The sequence below is a fragment of the Pedobacter sp. AC464 genome, assembly GCF_979253075.1.
The window spans coordinates 1,932,759-1,954,605 of the sequence record NZ_CEEDBV010000002.1 but is presented as its reverse complement, the minus strand read 5'-3'; the positions used below and the strand labels follow the sequence as shown (position 1 = coordinate 1,954,605).

Genomic DNA, 21,847 nt, shown 5'->3' with positions numbered 1-21,847 from the left:
GATTATAACTTAACACTTAAATTTAAACCGTATGTGCGCACTGGTGGCACACCGCCCAATTCCATACCTGGAATAGTTGCATTATAACTCGATTCCGGATCGATGTTATCAGTTTTCTTCATCAGAATAAATAAATTACGACCAACGAAACTTAGATTTAAGCCCTTAATTTTATTATTGAACATTTTAGCAGGGAAATTGTAACCCAAAATGACCTGTCTGAATTTTATAAAGCTGGCATCCTGTACAAACTGTTTCGAAACGTTGTTTGCGTAGGTGCTGTAATAATTTGCAGCATTAATGCCTAAAGCGTCACGATTCTCGAGCGTTGCCTGATGTAATCCAAAAACATAGCCATAGTAATCTGTGGCCGAGAAAATCTTTCCGCCCCATTTCCCATCTATTAAAAAAGATAAGTTAACACCTTTGTAGTTGAATTCATTGTTCCAGCCGGCTGCCCATTTGTTGTAAGCAGATCCGTAAGCTTTAAGTTCACCTCTTTGCGGCGCCCCATTGGTATCTTTTACAATATTGCCAGTTGCGTCATAAAGAAAATCGTATGCCATAACCTGTCCGATAGCCATGCCTTCAAGATTTTGTAAGAAACCAACGTTGCTTCTTGAAGTTGCCAATAACTGCGACGCCGTGCCTGGCGCAAGGGTTAAAACTTTGTTATCATTATAAGAACCGTTTACGCTTGAGGTCCATTTAAAATCGTTGGCCTTTAAAACCACGCCAGAAATTAAAGCTTCTACCCCTTTGTTTCTAAGCTTACCAATGTTTAAAACCGCTCCGCTGTAGCCGGTAGTTGTTGAGGTTGGAACAGGAAGAATTTCATCGGTTGATTTTTTGTTGTACCAGGTAACATCAAAGCTCAACCTATCCCCAAAAAACCTCATTTCCGTACCAATTTCCAACTCTGTAGCTTTTGATGCACGCAAAGATGAATTTGGTATGGAGCTGTTTACGATATTACCAAGTGGCGCACCATTGTTGGCCTCACTACGTAAATTGTAATAAAGCTGGGTTTGGAAAGGGCTTGTTGCCTGCCCTACCATTGCATAACCTGCTCTTAATTTACCGAAGCTTAAAAAGGATGGTTTCCACAGTTCTGAAAACACAAATGAGCCACTAACGGATGGATAAATTACATCGAGTTTGTTGTCTTTACCTGGTGTGGCTAATGTTGAAAACCAATCTGTTCTGGCACTACCCGTTAAATATAAAACATCTTTGTAGGCAAGTTCTAAAGTCCCATAAACCGATTGTGTTTCCTGATCTAACTTATAAGCAGAAACTGATTTACCGCCGGTATTTGCGAGCGTATAAATCCCAAATATTTGAAATGATGAACCGCCGTTTGTAATGCCCTCGCTCTTTGTACGGCGGTAACTTGCACCAAGGTTTGGCGTAATAGAAAAATTATCAATTTTGAAAGATTTACCAATTAATCCATCAATATTGATATCCGAAAACTTACTGTTTTGTTCTGTGTAGCCACCATCCGCATCATAGGCAGTACCAGAAGGAGTTACCGAAATGTAGCTATCATTATATGAATCTCTACCTGCCCTTCCCTGTATAAACAAACCATTATCAAATGTATATTTTGCGCTGAAAGAGCTTAATAAACGTTCTCTTTTCGTATCATGGATAAAATCATTGGCGGCAAACCACGGGTTTGTTGCATAAGGGTTGCCAGTGTTATATGAAAGCTCAGATCCATTGGCGTTTTTACCTGGCTGAAGCGTTGCAATATTAACGCTTGTTGGTAAAAATGCTGCGTTGTAATTTGCGTTTCCTGCACCATCTGATAGCATCGGCCGGTTTTTTGCCTGCTCCAGAATATAATTCATTCTTGCATCGATAACTAGGTTTTTAACCGGATCAAAAGTTCCCGATAAGGTAAAGTTTTGTCTGTCGAGCCCAGAGTTTGGTACTACAGAATTATTAGTCAAATCGCTTGCCGATAAACGAATTACGCCGCCGGTGAAACTCTTATTTAGAGCTAGTGTATTTGTCCAGCTTCCACCAGTTCTGTAAAAATCTTTAATGTTATTTTCCTGTGCGCTGTACGGTCTGCTTACGCCATCAAACTGGATAACATTGCTGCCATCTAATCTTGCACCCCAGCTCGAACTTCCTGTAGAAGCCGCTGCCAGTTGGGTGGTTGGTTTCTGCCCGTTAACACCCTGACCATAAACATATTGCCAGTTCGTTCTATCCATAACCTGTTCAGCAACATAATTACTGCTAAACTCAATGCTGTTTCCCTTTCCACTTTTTGTGGTAATTAGGATTACGCCTGCCTTAGCTCTGTTTCCATATAAGGCTGATGCCGCAGCACCTTTAAGTACCGAAATACTTTCTATATCATCAGGATTTAAGTTGCTGATCGCATCACCTAAATCGGGCGCATTATCGTACTGGCCGCCATTGTTTCCAATGCCGATTGTACTGCCGAACCCAACGGGTGCGCTTTCCATCGGTATACCATTTACAACATAAAGCGGCTGACTAGATGGGCCTAAACTAGACACCCCACGTATGGTTACGTTAGTTGCAGCGCCCGCACCGCCCGAAGTACCAGCAATATCCAAACCGGCAACTTTACCTACAAGAGAATTTGTAATGTTATTTTCGCGGGCCTGCGTTAATGTTTCGCCTCCAATTTGCGTAACCGAATACCCAAGCGCTCTTCTTTCTTTTTTAATACCCAACGCCGTTACCACAACATCGGTTAGTTGTTTGCTGTCTTCGCTTAAAACAATATCGAAGTTTGTTTGAGAGCCAACCGAAATTTCTTTAGTTTGAAAACCCGCGTATGAAACTACCAATACCGCATTTTCCGGGGCATTTAAAGAAAACTTCCCGTTAACATCGGTTGATGTGCCTATCGCCGTACCTTTTACCCTAACAGACGCACCAGGTAATGAGCCACCCTGCGCATCTTTTACCGTGCCGCCAATAGGAACTTCTTTATTTCTGCTGATGACAATCAATCCGCCATCAGAAACCGAATACTTTAGATTTGTTCTATTAAGGATTGCAGATAAAACATCAGTAACCGGAATGTTGGTTACCGTAATGCTTACATCTTTATTAACAGGAACATAAGAGGAGCTGTATACAAAATGATAACTGCTTTGCTGCTCTATAATCTGTAAAACCCTGGCTAGTTTTGTTTTCTTAACATCGAGAGAAATTTTTTCCTGAGAAAAAACCGATGCAGAAACATTAAGACAGGTAATGAAAACCATAATACAGGTTAGTTTCATTAGCATAATGAATTTTAAAAGCGTTCTGTATCTCGTACGCCCTTGCAGTAAGTAATAATAAATCATATTTTTGTTTTTTTGGTTGCATAATTAACTGGCAGCAATCTGTTTGCGCATAAACTGCCATTGATTGATCAAAAAGAATTTATAAGGGCGGTGCGCCAACACCGTCCTTTTTTCTACTTCGAAATAATTACCTGATTTCCTTTTATCTCATATTTAAAATTTTCTACTTTCTGTAATGCCGACATCACCTGTTCAATGCTTTCGTGACTAAAGGTTGCCGTAAACCGATATTTTTCAATTTCAGGATTTGTAAATTTGATTTCAACGTTGAACCATTTTTCCAGAACTGCTCTTATTTCATCAAAATCCTGATCATAAATTTCAATCCTGTTTTGCGTCCAGGCGGTTTCAACAATTGTACTGTCTTTTATTAAAGTGTAATGGTTTATTATAATTTCCGGGCGGGTTGCCACAGGCTTTACAGCTTTCTGCGTTTCCTTAACTGCTTCAGTTTTGTAGAAGGTTACTTTCTGACTCGGTTTAAGCGTTATCGTTCCGCCATTGCCATTTACGGCTTCCATAGTAATCAACCCTCTAATTAAAGTTGCTTCTGATGATATCTCGTCGGGATAGGCCTTTACATTAAAAGCAGTACCCAACACATTAATGTTAAATTCTGCGGTGTGCACTTTAAAAGGCTTACTTTTATTATGCACAACATCAAAATAGCCTTCTCCTTTTAAGGTAACTTCACGGTAAGTCTGATTAAATTCTTTTCCTATCGATAATGAGCTTTGTGCATTTAACAAAACTGTTGACCCATCCGGAAGCGTAATTTTTTTCCTTTCGCCGCTTTTGGTGTGAAACGTTTTTGCTATCGAAACGACTTCCGTGTTGCCAACCTCGTAAGCCCGGTAAAGGAAGCCAATACTCAACACAAGCAATATGGCAGCGGCCACCTTAAGCCAGGTGTAATTTCTGCCAAGTTTTAGCGAATGCTCGCTGTTATAGCTTTCTTTTAAAGCATTCAGTTGATTATTTAACGGACGTTTATTTCCGCTCAAAATGAAATGTAATTTTTTTGCTTCGGCAATAACATCTGCCTGTTCTGGATGAGCCGCAATATACTTCTCCCAATATTCACTGCAAAGCTTATCGTTTCCCGCACAATACTGCTGAAATGTACTTTCTACAAGAAAATCTTCTGCATTGAATTGATTTCTATCAATCATTATTATTTGGCTTTTACTTATCAGTGCCCAAAAAGTTTACTTTTTCCTAAAAGAATTTTAACTTTTTTTTAACAAACCAGAATATTTGGACTCCAGATGCTTAAAACGAAGAAATTTTATTTGTCTATTACCTCATTTTACCAGGAAGAAGTGGAATATTTTGAATCAGATATGGCTGTTTTGCGAAACATCATTTTAAATGCCTCACCCAAACTGCAGGATGCGCTCATATAAGCAAGAGAAAACTAGAAACCACAAAATTATCCTCAGGTTGACCTTGCATTTAAGCCTTAAGCTCTTTACGTAGAACTTTCAATGCGTCATAAACGGTATTATAGGCTGTTTTTATTGTTTGATTGGTTTGCTGAGCGATTTGTTCGTAACTAAGTCCATCAAAAAATTTAAGGTGTATTAATTGTTTCTGCCTGAAAGTAAGCTTATCAAGTGCGTTTTTTAACTGATATCGAACCAGTTCGTCACTTTGAACTTTTACAATAAATTCTTCATAACTCATCTCCATCCAATCGCCATCGGCGCCGGCATTGCTTAATGCAACATTCAACTTTTTTCTACGCTCCAGTATTCTCAATAGTTTCCGCTTAAGAAACGTTCGAAGGTAGGCTTCAACATTATCGACACGGTTGAGCGTACTGTGTTTTTCCCAAATGGTTGTAAAAACGAGATCGGTGGCTTCGCCGGAAATATCTGCATCAGCACAAACCCTGATTCCAAAATTTACCAGAGGATAATACAGCGCAGCATAAAGATCAAAAAAAGCATCCTTGTCGCCAGAACGTAACCGTTCCCAAAGCAAGTGATGCATTAATTTGTTCTCCATATATTTCAGCTAGTTGTTAAAACAATATTAACTAAAATAGCTAAGATTGTAACCAAAAAAGCCACTGATTCTACGATTTAAAAATTGCTTCAAAATCTTACGACATAAAGCCCAAACAGCCCTGCTTACTTTAAAGCGTTTTTACTAAAAATATGGTATTCACCAGATGCCAAAGTTGCGGTGTAAATGTTCGATGAAAGGTTTACATTATTGCCAACCGCATCAAGCCATGTACCCGGAGCGCCAAAATCTATATTCGCATTTTGATTAATCACATCAAAATTACCAACAACCACTACGGTATTCGCTGCATCGCTGAGTTTGATGTACTTTACACCACCTGTTAAATTATAAGCGGCATTTGTGGTATTGAAGATGCTATTGTTCTTTTTAAGTTTGACAAACTTCGAGTACGCATCATAAAGTGCTTTCCTGTTGGGGTCTGTAAAGTAATCCCATTTAATCGGTTTTTCGCCGGTGCGGCCATTAAAGTCAATGCTGACATCATAACCCAACTCGCCAAACTGCCAAACCATTTTGGGCCCGGGGATGCTAAAAAGAAAGGCTGCTGCCATTTCTTCGCGTTTTAAAGATGTTGGCAGGTTTCCTTTTATCAGGTAGCTGCCAGACATGTTTCCAAATGAAATGTTTTTATAGTTTAACCGTTCCTCATCATGGCTTTCGGCGTAGGTAACCAGGCCATCTGATTTTGTGAAACCATGTTTAGCATAAAATCCCCATGAAAAATCGGAGCTTCCAAGCCAGCCCATCGTTGCTTCATTCATGTTGTAGTTTAAATTATTCCATAGCATCATGCCGTCATCAGCCAAAACTTTTTCTTCACTTGCATCGGCAAAGTGCTCCAGGATAACAAAAAAATTAGGGTCGATACTTTTTATGTAAGCATTATAGTCTTTCCAAATTGCAATTCTACCCGCATCGTATGCGCTCATTGTTGCATCATCTGTAGAAACTTTTTGTGTAAACCCTTTAGATAAATCGAAACGAAATCCATCCACTTTGTACTGCTGCATCCAAAACTTCATTACATTTTTGGCGAAATATTTTGTGGCTGCACTTTCGTGGTTAAAATCGTAACCAACGTTGTAAGGGTGTTTGGCATCTACATTAAACCACGGACTATTTGCCGCTGGCTTTGAGCCATCAAAATAGAGCTGTACCATTGGCGATTGCCCGAATGAATGATTCAGGACTAAATCCATAATAACTGCTATACCTTTTCCATGGCATTCATCAATAAAATTCTGAAGTGCGGTTTTGCTTCCATAATATTTATCAGGAGCAAAATAAAAGGAAGGGTTATAACCCCAGCTAAGATTTCCTTCAAACTCGTTAACAGGCATCAGTTCAATAGCATTAACACCCATATTCACCAAATAATCTAGCTTTGTCAGTGTAGACGCGTAAGTGTGTTCGGTCGTAAAATCACGGATTAGCAGTTCATAAATAACCAGATTATTTCTATCTGGCCTGATGAAATTGGCATTCTTCCAGGTGTAAGCAGGCTGGTTTGCAATCATTGTACTTACTATACCGGTTGTTTTTCCCGTTGGATAAGCTTTTAAATTCGGATAGGTTGAAGCAGAAATGTAGTTATCGTTCGCTGGGTCTAAAACCTTTTCACAATATGGGTCGGCAACTTTTAAACTTCCATCAACTAAAAACTGATAAGCGTATTCTGTGCCCGGATTAAGGTTATCAACCTGAATCCACCAGGTATTTCCGTCTGTTGTTTTTTTCATTACCGATGCCGTTGGAGACCAGTTATTGAATTCGCCAATTAGCGAAACGCTGGTTTTGCCGGGTGCGTATAAGGTAACTATCGCTGAAGTTCCATTATTGATGAATGCCACGCCATCTTTGGCACCTGCAGGCAAATCAGCAGCCTGACCGTTTGGCGGAGGAACGACGCCACCATCTGTCGATGCTTTTTTACAGCCAACATTTAAACCGGTAAGCAACAACAGTAGGTAAATAACTTTTTTCATTTTAATTGGATTTATTGGAAAATCATAGTTGCGGGCAACCAGGCGAACTGGTTCGCAATAAGATTATACTATGTAACTGGCGAGCCGAAGGGCGTTAAACTGACCGGTTTTCTTCGATGCCAAGCTCTGCTGCCAAAACCTGGTTGGTATTTTTAGGCTCTTTAATAAATATGTAACAGATAAGTGCTGCTAAAATCATTAATCCGCCACCAAGCTGAACCGCTAAAAGTCTGTCGTTATTGAGTACATTGCGCATTAGCCACCCAAAACCTAATGATGCGATAATTTCAGGCAATACGATGAAAAAGTTAAAGATGCCCATGTAAATCCCGATTTTATCTTTTGGTAAAGAGCCGCTCAACATGGCGTAAGGCATAGAAAGAATGCTTGCCCAGGCAATGCCAACGCCCGTCATACACAGGTAAAGCATGTTTTTATCGTGTACCCATGCTACGCTGATTAATCCAATCGCACCACATATTAAACATAATGCGTGGGTGGTTTTGCGTCCTAAAGCATCGGCAATTTTGGGTAAAACCAGGGCGAAAAGGAAGGTGATTACGCTATAATACGCCAGGGTTAAACTCCCGAAATCAGCGCCATGGGCATAAACCGGGTCAGCAGCATCTTTACCACCAAAAAGGTTTACAGCCACTGCGGTAGTGTAATAAAACCACATTAAAAACAAACCCGGCCAGGTAAAAAACTGTACTAAAGAAACAATTTGCATGCGCTTGGGCATGTTTCTTAATGCGCCAAGAATTTCAGAAACGCCGCCACCAAAACCTTTGTTGCTTTCGCGAACTTTTTCTTTGAAATCTACATCTTGCGGGGGATATTCTTTGGTTGTGAAAACTGTCCACAATACCGCTGCAAAAAAGAAGAAAGCACCGATGTAGAAGGAGAATTTCACGTTTTCCGGAATCTCTCCCTGTGCTGCTGTATTTTGCAAGCTGAAAACATTATTCATGAGCCAGGGCAAAGCAGAGGCAACGCTTCCGCCCAAACCTATCATCATGCTTTGCATGATAAAACCACGGTTTACCTGGCTGTCGGGCAATTTATCGGTAACGAAGGCACGAAAAGGTTCCATGGCTATGTTGCCGAAAACATCTAATACCCATAATAATCCTGCAGCCATCCAAAGGGCGCTGCTATGTGGCATAATGATCAAGGCAATACTGCTTACAATTGCTCCAATCATAAAATATGGTCTTCTTCTGCCCCATTTTGGATGCCAGGTTCTATCGCTCAGGTAACCAATAACAGGTTGAACCAGAAGACCAGTTAAAGGAGCAGCCAAAAACAACAACGGAACCTGATCGGGGTTAGCCCCAAGGTTTTCATAAATACGCCCCATGTTGGCACGTTGTAAATCCCAACCAAACTGGATTCCGAAAAAACCAACACTCATGTTGATAATCTGTGCAAGCGTTAGTTTCGGGTTTTCGAATATTGTTTTTAAGCTCATTTTATTTGGTTTAGTCTTTCCACGATAACAAAGCAGCGGTTTCCCCTACAAAGCGCTCAGCATTTTCAAAGAAAAAAATCAGGCTACTTTTTAAAAGCTGTTAGTTATGTACTTCTTCTTTGTGTATTTTGAGGTTAATTATAAAGGTTTAAAATTCTATAACCTGTGCCGAAACCGGACCAAGTTTTACAGGGATACTTGTACCTGCGGGTATATTTAATCTTATATCAGTTAATAAATCCGTAACTGGAGATGAATGTTTAACTTTCAAAACGGCATTAGGAATTTCGATGTTAGCCTCCAGGCTTTGGTTTCTGTCAAAATTAGCAACTACCAAAAGGCGTTGTTTGCCAGAATAGCGAATAAATGCATACATGCGATTGTTCATATTTCCAGTTTGCGGAACATCGTAAATTTCCCCGTTTATAACCGCATCACTTGTTGAGGTTACTTTTAAGAGTTGCTTGTAGTACGCTCGTAAATTTCGTTGTTCCTCGTTCAGTTTCATTCCATCAAACAAACCGTCGTTCATCCACTGCTGATGATTCGGAACGCCCCAATAATCGAAAATTGTGGTCCGGTTGTCATCTCCTCCAAACCCCTCCCGGCCAATGCCTGGCTCGCCCACTTCCTGCCCGAAATAGAGCATTACCGGACCAGAACCTAAAGTTGCCGAAACCACCATTGCAGGCAAAGCCAGTTCAGCTTTCCCTGCAAAGCCTGCCGATGCAATACGTTCTTCATCATGGTTTTCTAAAAAGCGTAACATATTTTTGCCAAAACCAGCGCTTTCTACCTGCCATACATTTCGAATGTCTTTTACATCTGCAGATGGTTCGTTTCTGATTAACTTTTTAAGGCCGTCGTACAAACCCACTTTATCGTAGAGGTAGTCGAATTTCCCTTCGTCTAAATATTGTTTATAAACCAGCGGATTATAAGCTTCGCCAAGAAAAATCAAATTAGGGTTAACCTTTTTTACCTGCGGAATAACCCAGCTCCAGAATGCGATAGGCACCATTTCTGCCATATCGCAACGAAAACCGTCGACACCTTTTTTAGTCCAGAAGATTAGAATATCTCTCATTTTTATCCAAACCGGAGGGATAGGTTCGAAATGATTTTGTTTGCCGTTTTGATAATCTACACCATAATTCAATTTAATGGTTTCGTACCAATCGTCGTATCTAGGCGAGGCGGTGAATGCATCGTTACCGGTTGCCTTCGCCGGATTCTCATCAAACTTACCATCTTGCAAAGCAGATAGCGGCGTTTTTTCTCCGTTGGTGGGTACTACAAAATGCTGACCTGGAATATAATAAAAATCATTTGTCGCACTAAATGCTTTGTTTACGTCATCTTCAGCGCCAAAATCTACAACCTGTTTCGGCTTAGCGTAAGAATGGTAGCTTCTGGCCACGTGGTTGGGAACAAAATCGATAAGAAGTTTTAAATTTTTATGGTGTGTTCTTTTTACCAAAGCCTCAAACTCCTGCATCCTATTTTTAACATCCACGGCCAAATCAGGATTTACATCATAATAATCGCGAATAGCATAAGGTGAACCGGCTCTGCCTTTTACCACATCGGCATCATCAACCTTAATTCCGTAGGCAGAATAGTCGGTTAAACTGGCATGGGCGAGCGCACCGGTGTACCAAACATAATTAGCATGCAATTCTTTAATTCCATCTAAAGCCTTATCTGTAATGTCATTAAACTTTCCCGATCCATTTTGAGTAATGGTGCCATAGGGAATATTTGCGGTGTTTTTATTTCCGAACAAGCGGGGCAATAACTGATATATAACGATTTGCTTATCGTTCATTTGTTTACTCTTTTTTTGTGCGAAGGATGATTGAGAGAGCATGGCAAAGATAACCGAAAGCGCTATAAAATTAAACCAGCGGCCTCCGGAATTTAAGAAGCATGGAGCAGAGAAACGCGTCAAGCCTGTTAAGCCTTGCTGTTTAATCTTTATACCTTTAAGCGCTAAGCCATCAGTCTTTCTCATACCAGGGCTGCGTTATTAACTTCAATTTCTGCATTTCCGGCTAAATTATAAAGCTGGTTCTTGATGCCGATTTCCAAATCAATACCATTGTGGTTTTTAATGGTTATTCCATTTTCGGTAATGTTAATTTTCAGGGTAGCCCCTCTAAAACCAACAGTAAAAGAGAAAGATTTCCATTGCGTTGGTAAGAACGGATTAAAATGCAGTTTACCATCACGAACACGCATGCCGGCAAAGCCTTCCACAACACTCATCCAGGTTCCTGCCATCGATGTGATGTGCAAACCATCTTCTGTATCATTGTTGTAATCGTCCAAATCTAAACGGGCGGTACGCAAATAGAATTCGTAAGCACGTGCTTCATCGTTCAGTTTAGCGGCTAAAATGCTGTGTACGCAAGGCGATAAAGAACTCTCATGAACGGTACGTGGCTCATAAAAATCGAAGTTCCTGCGAATGGTTTCCAAATCGTAATCCTCTTCGAAGAAATACAATCCTTGCAAAACATCGGCTTGTTTAATAAACGGAGAACGCAAAATCCTGTCCCAACTCCACTTCTGGTTAATTGGTCTTTCGCTTGCCGGCAAATCTTTCACTAATGTTTGTTCTTTATCAAGATAGCCGTCTTGTTGTAAGAATATGCCCAAATTTTTATCTTCAGGGTAATACATTTTCTCGATAATGTCTGCCCAGTCCGAAAATTCTTGGGTGTCGAAATTCAGACTTTTTAACAAGTTGTCGTATCTATCCGGCTGTTGCGCTTTTACAATTCCAGCAGCTTCGGTTGCGTATTTCATACACCAGGTAGCAAGCAAATTGGTATACCAGTTGTTGTTTACGTTATTTTCGTACTCGTTAGGTCCGGTAACACCAAGCATTACATACTTTTGTTTCTCTCCACTCCAGTTTACCCGCTGTTTCCAGAAACGGGCAATGCCGATTAATACCTCGAGACCGAAGTCCGAAAGATAACTTTCATCACCCGTGTAACGGATATAGTTGTAAATGGCAAAAGCAATAGCGCCGTTACGGTGAATTTCTTCGAAAGTAATTTCCCATTCGTTGTGGCATTCTTCGCCATTCATGGTAACCATCGGATACAAAGCTGCTCCGTCTTTAAAACCCAATTTCGCAGCATTTTCAATTGCTTTACCTAACTGTTTATGGCGGTAAATCAATAAATTTTTACTTACTTCCTGCGGAGCAGTTGCAAGATAAAACGGCACACAGTATGCCTCTGTATCCCAATAAGTAGAACCGCCGTATTTTTCTCCGGTAAAACCTTTCGGACCAATATTTAAGCGATCGTCTTTACCTGTGTAAGTTTGAAATAACTGAAAAATATTGAATCTGATGGCTTGTTGTGCCGAAATATCGCCTTCAATAACAATATCACTTTCCTCCCATTTCGTTGCCCAGGCCTCGGTTTGTTCGCTTAATAAAACATCGAAACCCTTCGCAGTTGCTTTGGCAATAACTGCTTTCGTTTCCTTTAAAAGCGATTCTTTCTCATAATTTTCTGAAGATAAATTAGCCGCGATTTTTATCAGCGTAATCTCTTCGTTTGCTTTTAACTCTACGGAAAAAGTTTGCCCAACCAACTTTTCTCTACGAACAGCCTCTGGCTTTATGGCTACTTTTTCCGCATTTCTATACAATTCAATGCTGCTTCCGGTGCAAACCTCGAACGCTGTTTTCTTTGTTCTTAGTTTTATGTAAGCTTCTGTTCCATTGATTTCATCAGAAACCAATGTCCAGAATTTCTCATCGTAATTACTATCCTGGTTTTTAATATCGCCATCGATGAAAGGCATTAAGGTAACAGTTCCATCGAAATTTGTGGCAGTAATGCTGTAGCGGATTGCGCCAACTTCATCATCGGCGATGCTGCAAAAACGTGTTGCTTTTACTTTTACCGTTTTACCCCCTTTTAACTTTGCGGTGAAGCTACGCTCTAAAATACCGGCATGCATATTTAGCACACGCCTGAAATCACTTACCTCAGCGGTGGCTAAGTCTAAAATCTCTCCATCAATCTTTACTTCGATACCCACCCAATTTGCGGCATTTAATACTTTTGCAAAATATTCCGGGTATCCGTTTTTCCACCAGCCCACGCGGGTTTTATCAGGGTAATAAACACCCGCTACATAGTTCCCCGGCAAACTTTCACCACTGTATGTTTCTTCAAAATTGGCACGTTGCCCCATACGGCCGTTACCCAAACTGAAAATGCTTTCCGAAATTTTATTTAAATGTGGATCAAAGCCTTCTTCGATAATGTTCCACTCATCCGCTTTAATGTAATTCTTCATATCTAGTATCAAGTAGTTAGTATTAAGTGTCAGGACCGAAATCGCCAATGCTTAAACCCTACATCTTAAACCTTATTATAGTTCTTCTAAATCCTTAACTGTTAATTTATCTAGTCCGCTTACCACCACATCTGCTTGCGTAAGCACACTTTTCTCGCCGATGCCAATGGCTTTCATGCCGCCACGCTTCGCGGCTTCTACACCAGCCACCGCATCTTCAAACACCACACATTCGTTAGGTTTAAAGCCTAAAAGTTCCGCACCTTTAAGAAAAACCTCCGGATCTGGCTTTGATTTGGTAACCATATTGCCATCCACAATCTCGTCAAAAAAATGAGCAAGATTAGTTTTCTCTAAAATGATTCCTGAATTTTTACTTGCCGAACCTAGTGCGAGTTTATATCCCGCTTTGTGAATAGAGGTTAAAAAATCAACCGTTCCCGGTAATACTTCGGCCGGTGTCATTTTCGTAATCATATCTACATACCAGCTATTTTTTAAAGTAGCCAGTTCTTCTTTTTCAGCATCTGTTTTAACCACCTTACCCCAATCCAAAATTTTGTTCAGACTTTCTACCCGGCTTACGCCTTTAAGTTGCTCATTCTGTTCTTCTGTAAAATCAAAACCCATTGTGTTGGCCAGGCGTTTCCAGGCCTGGTAATGGTAAACGGCGGTATCTACCAGTACGCCATCCAAATCGAAAAGACAGGCTTTAATTTGAGCGGTTGAAGGTAGTATGTTTGATGTTTCTTGCATGGTATATTTGTAATAACCGTTAACGGAAGTTAACGGCAATGATTTAATTCAACTCTAAAATTAACGTTGTTTTAGCTGGCACTTTAATTTCTTTTACCGACATATTTTCTCCTGAAATTACATTTTTTGCGGTAGTAATTCCATTTGTTCTTTCCGCAAATCTTTCGGTATTCAAAGTTTTCGCTTTGTCTGCATTGTTCACGATAACCATTACCGATCCCTTTGGCTGGGTATTGTACCTGAAATAAACGTAAATGTCATCCTCGGGCACGAATTGCATTAACTTTCCGCTTTGTAAAGCAGCGCTGTTTTTGCGATAATTGGCCAGGGTTTTTACAAAACTAAATGCTTCATTTTCTTTGTTTGTTCTGCCAACGGCGATGAACTTATCTTTCTTATCACCATCCCATCCACCAGGAAAATCAGCACGTACCAACCCATCGGGGTTAGAAAAATTTTTCATTAAAATTTCTGTACCATAATACATTTGAGGAATGCCACGCATGGTTAAAAGCAAAGCGATGCCCATTTTAAATTTGTCGAAATCTTCATTAACAACAGAATAAAACCGGCTCATATCGTGGTTATCCAGCGCAATACAATTTAAAGTTGGGTCTTTGTATAGAAAATCATGGGCAACAACATCATACAGGCGATTCACGCCATCTGTCCAGCCGTTCTTTCCATTTAAAGCCTCATAGATTCCTTCCTTAACAGCCATATCGGTAATACCTGGCAAATGCGTATCAAAACCACGGTTAACGGTATTGCCCTCAGTAAAATAAGCCTGATTTGCCACACCAGAAACAAAGGTTTCTCCAAAAATGGAAAGCTTAGGAAACTCTGCTTTAAGCTTAATTGCCCAGTCGGCCATATATTCGGGGTCGTTATAGGGGTAGGTATCTAAACGTAACCCATCGATACCTGCATATTCTATCCACCAGATATGGTTCTGTGTTAGATAATTTTGCACGTAAGGATTAGACTCGTTCAAATCAGGCATTGATGGAACAAACCAGCCATCGAGCATTTTCTTACGGTCTGCCGCAGACGCATGTGTATCCATTACGGTTTGGTCGCGGTAACTGGTTTGGGTATATTTTGGCCATTGATGTACCCAACTTTTCATGGGCAAATCTTTAAAAAACCAATGTCCGGTGCCAATATGATTATGAACAATATCTTTTATCACCTTCATGCCTTTAGCATGAGCAGTTTCCACATATTTTTTATAGAGTTCGTTGGTTCCGTATCGGGGATCTATTTTATAATGATCAGTAGCGGCATAACCATGGTAGGATGCCTTTTCCATATCATTTTCAATTTCTGGAGTCATCCAAACGGTTGTGATTCCTAGATCCTTCAGATAATCTAAATGGTTGATCACGCCTTGAATATCTCCACCGTGACGGTAATACATACTGTCGCGGTTTAATGCTATTTCGGCTAAGCCTTTAACAACATCATTACTTTTATCGCCGTTCGAAAAACGATCAGGCATCAATAAGTAAATAAAATCTTTTTGAGTTACACCTTGAATCCTGCTGGCATTTTTATCGCGGCTTTTTAATTCGTAAGTGTAAGTAGATATCTTTTTGCCGTTGGCAGAAAAGTTTATGGGGAATTTACCAGCCTTTACCGAGGACGATAGCTCCAAATCGATAAAAAGGTAATTAGGATTTTCGACTTTGTTAACTTTAACCAGTTTTACGCCAGGGTAAGTTAATGTAACTGTGCTTGCAGCAATGTTATCGCCATGAACAAGCAATTGTAGCTTTGGATTGTGCATCCCGGCGAACCAGAACATCGGTTCTATGCGCTCTAATTTTTGAGCGAATGAACTACTTCCAACAAAAAGGATAAGGAATAATAGATATATTTTTTTCATTTTCTAAATTTCAGATGGAGACCAATGAAGCTGGTGTACAGCTTATTTAAGAATTTTTGAGACCATTAAGCATGGCTTAAAATTAATTTAGGATTAGAAAATGAAGAGGAATTTGTGCTAAAAAACGAAATGGGATCATGTAACGAAGGGCTTAAAAAAACCCTGCAAAAATTAGTTTTTCTGCAGGGTTGTAAAAGTTATTGTTTAACCGCAGTAAAACTTCCCGTTTTACCATCTGCGTTAAGTGTTAATGTTAATTTGTAAGTTCCAGCAGTAGCGATAGCAACATTGTTAGCGCCATCACCAATACTTGTTCCCCAATCGTGGTTTAACCTGAACTTAAGTTCGCCAGCAGTTAGAGGCGTAGTGATTGTCCAGCTATTTTTACCATCATTGATGAATTTCATATCTGTATCAACAGACCAGTTACTTCCCGGAACTGCGTTACCAATAATCGACCACACTAATTCTTTGATGGTAAAAGTGTTTGCATTTAAATCAACAACAAGTTGCTTTGCACCTTTAGATATAGAACTAATGTCTCCTCCTGAAGTACTCAGTTTACCACCGCCAGCATCTCCATAGGCAACATCCCATTTTTTAGCAGGAGTGATTTTAAATTTGTCACCATCAAACGCAATTACGCCCGTGTAAACACCGTTACCGGTTGCAGAGATTAAACTATCTGCAGTAGCCGGGTTCCATCCCTGATAATTTCCAGGAACATAAATCCAGGCTGTTAAAGGGAACGGCCGGGCACTAATGGTTACTACATTACTGTAAGCAGGCGCCACACTGTTGGAGATGGAAGATTTAATCCTAACCTCAACATCAGTATTGGCTGTGGTTGGAATACCTAAAGCCAATAGCAAATTGTTAAAATCTAAACCAGTATAGGCTTTAGTAGTTGCTTTTGCATCTAAAATAGCTTCTTTCGGTGCGGCGAAATTAGTTCCCTTTACTGCAAGTTGCAGGGTGTTTGAAACGGCTGCCTGGTAACCAAAGTTGGCATCGGCCAAAGTAAATGTTACAACCGTTGAGGTAAGTTTCGATTTATCTAAAACCACATTGGTTGCTGAAGCTTGCAATGGAGCACCAGTGCCTGTTGTTGCAACGGCTTTTGTTTCATCCTTTTTGCATGACCATAACGACAGAGCGATTAAGCTTAATGTCATTGATTTTAAGAATATTGATTTCATATCTTATCTAAAATTAAGATTAATAGCCTGGATTTTGTTTCAAGTTTGGATTTGCAATTAAATCTGCTGTTGGAAGCGGATATAAGTTGCGGAACGCAGGTAAAGCTGTACCAGCTTTTACGCCACCTTTGTACTGCCATAAGTAGCTACCATCAGTGTATTTACCGTAACGAACCAAGTCAGTTCTGCGATGGCCTTCCCAATACAACTCACGACCACGTTCATCCAGGAAGAAATCAGTAGATAATACAGAAACATTTCCGCTTGCATTGCCATAAGCACGTGCACGCAAAAGATTTACATAAGTTAAGGCTTGTGCTGTACTGCCGCCTGTTCCGCCACGCATTACCGCTTCGCCATAAATTAAATACTGCTCAGCTAAACGGAAAATTGGAAAATCCAATGAACTGAATGTACCGTTTAATGATGGAGGCGTAACGCCTGTAGAACTAATATTTTTAAATTTAGTAACGCGTAAGCCGTCAGTAAACACACCTATATCGTCGATTCCTGTTTTGGCACCGAAGAAAGCACCACGTTTATCAAGTGTTCCATTTGGATCTGGAAACAAGGCAGGCAAGTTCGCACGCGTTCTGTTACCACCCCAACCACCATTTGGAACACCATATGTTCCAGGATTCATATCGCCATTAATACCAGCGTTAATTAAGAAGGTTGTACCGCCATAATTTGTTCCGTTAATACCATCGTAGTTTATAGATAAGATGGTTTCAAGGTTATTTACATTGTTATCAGTTCTAAACAAATCCATGTAGTTAGCTTTTAAAGCATAGCCTGCATTTATTACTTTAGACGAATAGGTAATTGCTTCGGTATATTTTGCAGTACCTGTGTAAACGTTCGCATTTAAGTAAATTCTGGCAAGCAAAGCCCAATCTGCACCTTTATCTGCACGACCATACTCATTAGTACGCGGCTCAGCCAAATCGGTTTCGATTGCCTTCAATTCAGACTCTATATAAGTAAATAAGGCAGCTCTGGTGATTTGTAGTGGGGCAACTTTACCAATCTCATTGGCTTCTGTTACAAAAGGCGGATTACCAAAGGCATCCATCAATACCCAATACTGATAAGCACGCAGGAAACGGGCTTCAGCACGATAACGTTGTATATTGGTAGCATCTGCACCAGTAATACCACGGGTTGCTAATTTCTCTGCTGTACTTTCGCGAAGAAATTCGTTTACGAACGTAATTTGCAAAATACTTCTAGAGTACAAACCTCTTAGAAACTGATTATCTACACTCGGTGTAGAGTAATCAAGTTCTGGAATACCGGTATCGCCCCAGGCACAAATCGCCTCATCTGTTGTAAGCTCTTGCGAAGTCCAGAATAACCTTAAAAAATCTGCAAAGCCTGAGTTTAAACCACCTACATCACTATTATCAGAACCGCCCGGACTGGTTAACGCATAAGTAGCGTAAAGCTTAACTAAACTATTTTTGTAACCTGCAGGGGTTGCATAAACCACATCTGCAGTTGCATCATTCGTTGGTTTTAAATTTAAGTCGCTTTGTTTACAAGAAGCCAAAGCAAGAATAATCAAACCAGATGCTAATATTGTTTTAAATGAATTTTTCATTTTCATAATTAATTAAAAACCAACATTTAAGCCTAAAGTGAAAGTTCTCGGACGAGGATACAGGTTATAATCTATACCCGAAATCGACTCAGGATCAACACCTTTGTACTTAGATACGACAAATACGTTTTGGCAGTTTGCTGAAATGCGGAGTGTTGTATTTCCGTTAGGAGAAAGTTTACCAACATTATAGGCAAGGCCAACATTATCCATCTTTAAAAACGAAGCGTTTTTGATGTAATAATCACTTAAGAACTGGTTAGCCTGAAAGCCTGTGTTGTAGATGTCTACACTAGAATTATTTAGAATACCTTGCGTACTCAATACGTTGTTTCTAATACCAAAGTTCGAAGATATATTATCGTAAATATAGTTACCGATATTTGCTCTCAAAACAGTGCTTGCAGTCCATTTTTTGTAAGTGAATGAGGTATTGAAACCAAAAGTAAAGTTTGGATCAGGTGATTTAAAGAAATATTGGTCGCTTGTATTAATAACGCCATCGCCGTTTAAATCTGCGTAAACACCTTCAAGCGGTGCACCTGCTGCATTGTAAACCTGTTTATAAACAAAGAATGATTGAGGCACCTGATTAACTGCATGGTACTTTAATGTAACCCCGGTTCCACCTGTAATGTCACCTGCACTCACTTTAGAACCTGGATCAGGATTTAAAGTTAAGTTGGTAATTTTGCGTTTGTTGTAAGCTGCATTGAAACCAAAATCCCATGTAATATTCTCTTTTTGGATAGCAACAAAGTTTAAGCTTGCTTCAGCACCTCTAACATCCATATTACCAACGTTAGTAGTTAATAAGTTTGTAAAATTGATACCAACCGGAATATTTACCACACTTAACAAGTCTTTTGTTTTCTTGTAGTAAACATCTAAACTTCCGTATAATCTACCTTTTAAGAAACCATAATCTAAACCTGCATTATATGTTGTTGTAGTTTCCCATTTCAAATCAGGGTCGTAACCAGCTGCGCTGTAATAGTTGTAAAAGGTGTTACCAACCTGGTACTGTCCGTTGTTGCTATTTGCGTAATATCTCGATAAGTATTCGTAGTTTCCTATTCCGTCTTTATTACCGGTTTCACCGTAGCTTAGTCGTAATTTCATATCAGAAACTACTTTGCTATCTTTCAGGAAGTCCTCACCAATAATTCTCCAGGTAAAACCAACTGATGGAAAGTATCCCCAACGATTTTGCTCAGAAAACTTAGAAGAAGCATCAGCACGCATGGTACCATTAAGGATATATTTATCAGCAAATGTATAAGTGAACCTACCGTAGTAAGAAAGTAATTTATTTTGCTCTATCGAGAATGGGAAAACCGGTGTAGTTAATAACTCTCCAGTTCCTTTATAAGTGTTAAAATTGAAGTTTGTTTGGGCAATATCATAGTAACCATAACCTGCCGTTACATCAAATCTACTTTTAATACTTTCTACAGTTTTAGCATAGTTTAAGTAGAACTCTGAAAATTTATCATGTTCTAAGTTTTTTCTGCTTGAATAAGAACCGCTTGTTGATGCGCTTTGAGCTGCAAAAACAGGAACTGATGTAGAACCATAACCTTTAGATACATCGTAACCCAAATTTAAGTTTGCATGTAATTCTGGTAAAAAGTGGAACGAGTAATCAAATCTTGCGTTACCAAAACTTCTTGCTGCGTTACCATGGTTATTTTGTAACTCAATTAGTGCTAACGGGTTTCGTGGAGCGTTTGGATTTGGAACCGTTCCGTTAATCCATTCGTAATAACCACCAAACTGATTGGCCGCGTAAACAGGTTTAGTCGGATCGAATTGAAGTGCTGAACCAATTGCACCATCATTTGGATATTGAGATTCTGTTAGTGAACCTTTAACCGTCAAATCAATTTTCAGGTGGTCGGTAAACAATCTTGGTGAAAGTGTAAGTGCACCGGTAGCTCTTTTCAAATCACTTTTGATTACAACACCTTGCTGATCCAGATAACCTGCAGAAACGCGGTAAGGCAAACCTTTAAATGAACCTGAAATACTAAGGGTGTTATCAGTAGTAAAAGCTGTACGATAAATTACATCTTGCCAATCTGTGTTCTCCGTACCTAATAACGCTTTTTGAGCTGCCGAACCGTTTGCATTAACGTATGCACGAACTTCATCACCAGAAAGCATGGCAACTTTTTTAGCTACAGTTGCAATTGAATTATTTGTTGTAAAGTTAATTACCGGTGCGCCGGAACCGCCTTTTTTAGTCGTGATTAGAATAACACCGTTAGAGGCTCTTGAACCATAAATTGCAGTTGCGTTCGCATCTTTCAACACGGTAAAAGTTTCAATATCGTTAGGGTTAATTAACGACAACGGACTTGGAGCATTTCCAATGCCGTTACCACTAAAAGGAACACCATCCACCACAATTAAAGGATCGTTACTTGCATTTAATGAAGCACCACCACGAATACGGATTTGGCTACCACCACCAGGGGCACCACTACCGTTAATAATGTTAACACCTGCAACTTTACCTTGTATTAACTGTTCTGGTGTCGTAATTGTACCCTTTTGGAAGTCTTTAGATCCAACCGTGGTAATTGAACCGGTCAGGTTTTTCTTTTCGGCAGTACCGTAACCGATAACTACAACTTCATTCAATTTTTGCGCATCAGGAACCAGTTGAAAATTTTCGGTTGCATTAGCGGTAACATTCACAGTTTTATCTAAAGTTTGGTAACCGATAAAACTTGCAGATATGGTTAGGGAACCATTCGTTAAACCCGCCAGTTTAAAATTACCGTTTCCATCGGTAGATGTACTTCTGGTTGTTCCTTTTACATAAATGGAAGCGCCAGGCAGTGGTTGGCCGGTTTCATCAAGCACCCTACCGGATACAGACCCGGTTTGTGCTTTTACGATTAATGCTGAAAAAACTAACAGCACCAAAAGCCCCTGTTTTAACAGGTAAAATACTTTCATATTCGAAGCTCGTTTAAGTATAAAAATTTGGTTAAATATTATAGTGATTTACACATAGGCCTAATTTACAGCACATAATGATAATTCAAAATTTATTTAGAAAATATATTTCAAGCCGCAATTTTGGAATTTGCCATCATCAAAAAATTCTATTTTTTTGGATTATTATTTTTGACAAAAATTAAGTCTATTAAATATAATGTACTTATAATCAATTGTTTAAAATATTAAAAGTTTAAAATAAAGTGTAATTTTTACACTAAGTGATTTT

Annotated in this window: 12 protein-coding genes; all 12 read right to left on the bottom strand. The window is 39.6% G+C overall.

Features of this window, described 5'->3' with window-relative positions; all coding sequences use genetic code 11:
- Positions 1 to 2 precede the first annotated feature (2 nt).
- The gene (locus AC0IWT_RS19495; protein WP_471798433.1) at positions 3 to 3,278 is read right to left on the bottom strand and encodes a SusC/RagA family TonB-linked outer membrane protein; all 3,276 of its coding nucleotides are present in this window, start codon (positions 3,276 to 3,278) and stop codon (positions 3 to 5) included.
- 179 nt (positions 3,279 to 3,457) lie between these two features.
- Positions 3,458 to 4,516 (bottom strand): FecR family protein, encoded by a 1,059-nt coding sequence (locus tag AC0IWT_RS19490; RefSeq protein WP_471798432.1) that lies wholly within the window; start codon positions 4,514 to 4,516, stop codon positions 3,458 to 3,460.
- 283 nt (positions 4,517 to 4,799) lie between these two features.
- Positions 4,800 to 5,354 carry an RNA polymerase sigma factor gene (locus AC0IWT_RS19485; protein WP_471798431.1) on the bottom strand — a complete coding sequence of 185 codons (555 nt, stop codon included), beginning with the start codon at positions 5,352 to 5,354 and terminating at the stop codon, positions 4,800 to 4,802.
- Positions 5,355 to 5,479: 125 nt separating this feature from the next.
- The gene (locus tag AC0IWT_RS19480; protein ID WP_471798430.1) at positions 5,480 to 7,363 is read right to left on the bottom strand and encodes an alpha-amylase family glycosyl hydrolase; all 1,884 of its coding nucleotides are present in this window, start codon (positions 7,361 to 7,363) and stop codon (positions 5,480 to 5,482) included.
- Positions 7,364 to 7,457: 94 nt separating this feature from the next.
- Complete coding sequence (locus AC0IWT_RS19475; RefSeq protein WP_471798429.1) at positions 7,458 to 8,834, bottom strand: MFS transporter; 1,377 nt, start codon at positions 8,832 to 8,834, stop codon at positions 7,458 to 7,460.
- Between the two features lie 148 nt (positions 8,835 to 8,982).
- Entirely contained in the window at positions 8,983 to 10,848 is a 1,866-nt protein-coding gene (locus tag AC0IWT_RS19470; RefSeq protein WP_471798428.1) for an alpha-amylase family glycosyl hydrolase, read from the bottom strand.
- A complete protein-coding gene (locus AC0IWT_RS19465; RefSeq protein ID WP_471798427.1) occupies positions 10,845 to 13,163 on the bottom strand; it encodes a glycoside hydrolase family 65 protein in 2,319 nt (772 codons plus the stop codon). The genes AC0IWT_RS19470 and AC0IWT_RS19465 overlap by 4 nt, the downstream gene beginning before the upstream one ends.
- A gap of 75 nt (positions 13,164 to 13,238) precedes the next feature.
- Positions 13,239 to 13,919: a beta-phosphoglucomutase gene (pgmB, locus tag AC0IWT_RS19460; RefSeq protein WP_471798426.1), complete on the bottom strand. Its 681-nt coding sequence runs from the start codon at positions 13,917 to 13,919 to the stop codon at positions 13,239 to 13,241.
- A 43-nt stretch (positions 13,920 to 13,962) separates the two neighbouring features.
- Positions 13,963 to 15,807 carry a glycoside hydrolase family 13 protein gene (locus AC0IWT_RS19455; protein WP_471798425.1) on the bottom strand — a complete coding sequence of 615 codons (1,845 nt, stop codon included), beginning with the start codon at positions 15,805 to 15,807 and terminating at the stop codon, positions 13,963 to 13,965.
- Between the two features lie 197 nt (positions 15,808 to 16,004).
- Positions 16,005 to 17,006 (bottom strand): SusE domain-containing protein, encoded by a 1,002-nt coding sequence (locus AC0IWT_RS19450; protein WP_056871892.1) that lies wholly within the window; start codon positions 17,004 to 17,006, stop codon positions 16,005 to 16,007.
- A 19-nt stretch (positions 17,007 to 17,025) separates the two neighbouring features.
- Positions 17,026 to 18,609 carry a RagB/SusD family nutrient uptake outer membrane protein gene (locus AC0IWT_RS19445; protein ID WP_471798424.1) on the bottom strand — a complete coding sequence of 528 codons (1,584 nt, stop codon included), beginning with the start codon at positions 18,607 to 18,609 and terminating at the stop codon, positions 17,026 to 17,028.
- A 12-nt stretch (positions 18,610 to 18,621) separates the two neighbouring features.
- Positions 18,622 to 21,576, bottom strand: coding sequence for a SusC/RagA family TonB-linked outer membrane protein (locus tag AC0IWT_RS19440; RefSeq protein WP_056871894.1), 2,955 nt, complete (start codon positions 21,574 to 21,576; stop codon positions 18,622 to 18,624).
- Positions 21,577 to 21,847 lie beyond the last annotated feature (271 nt).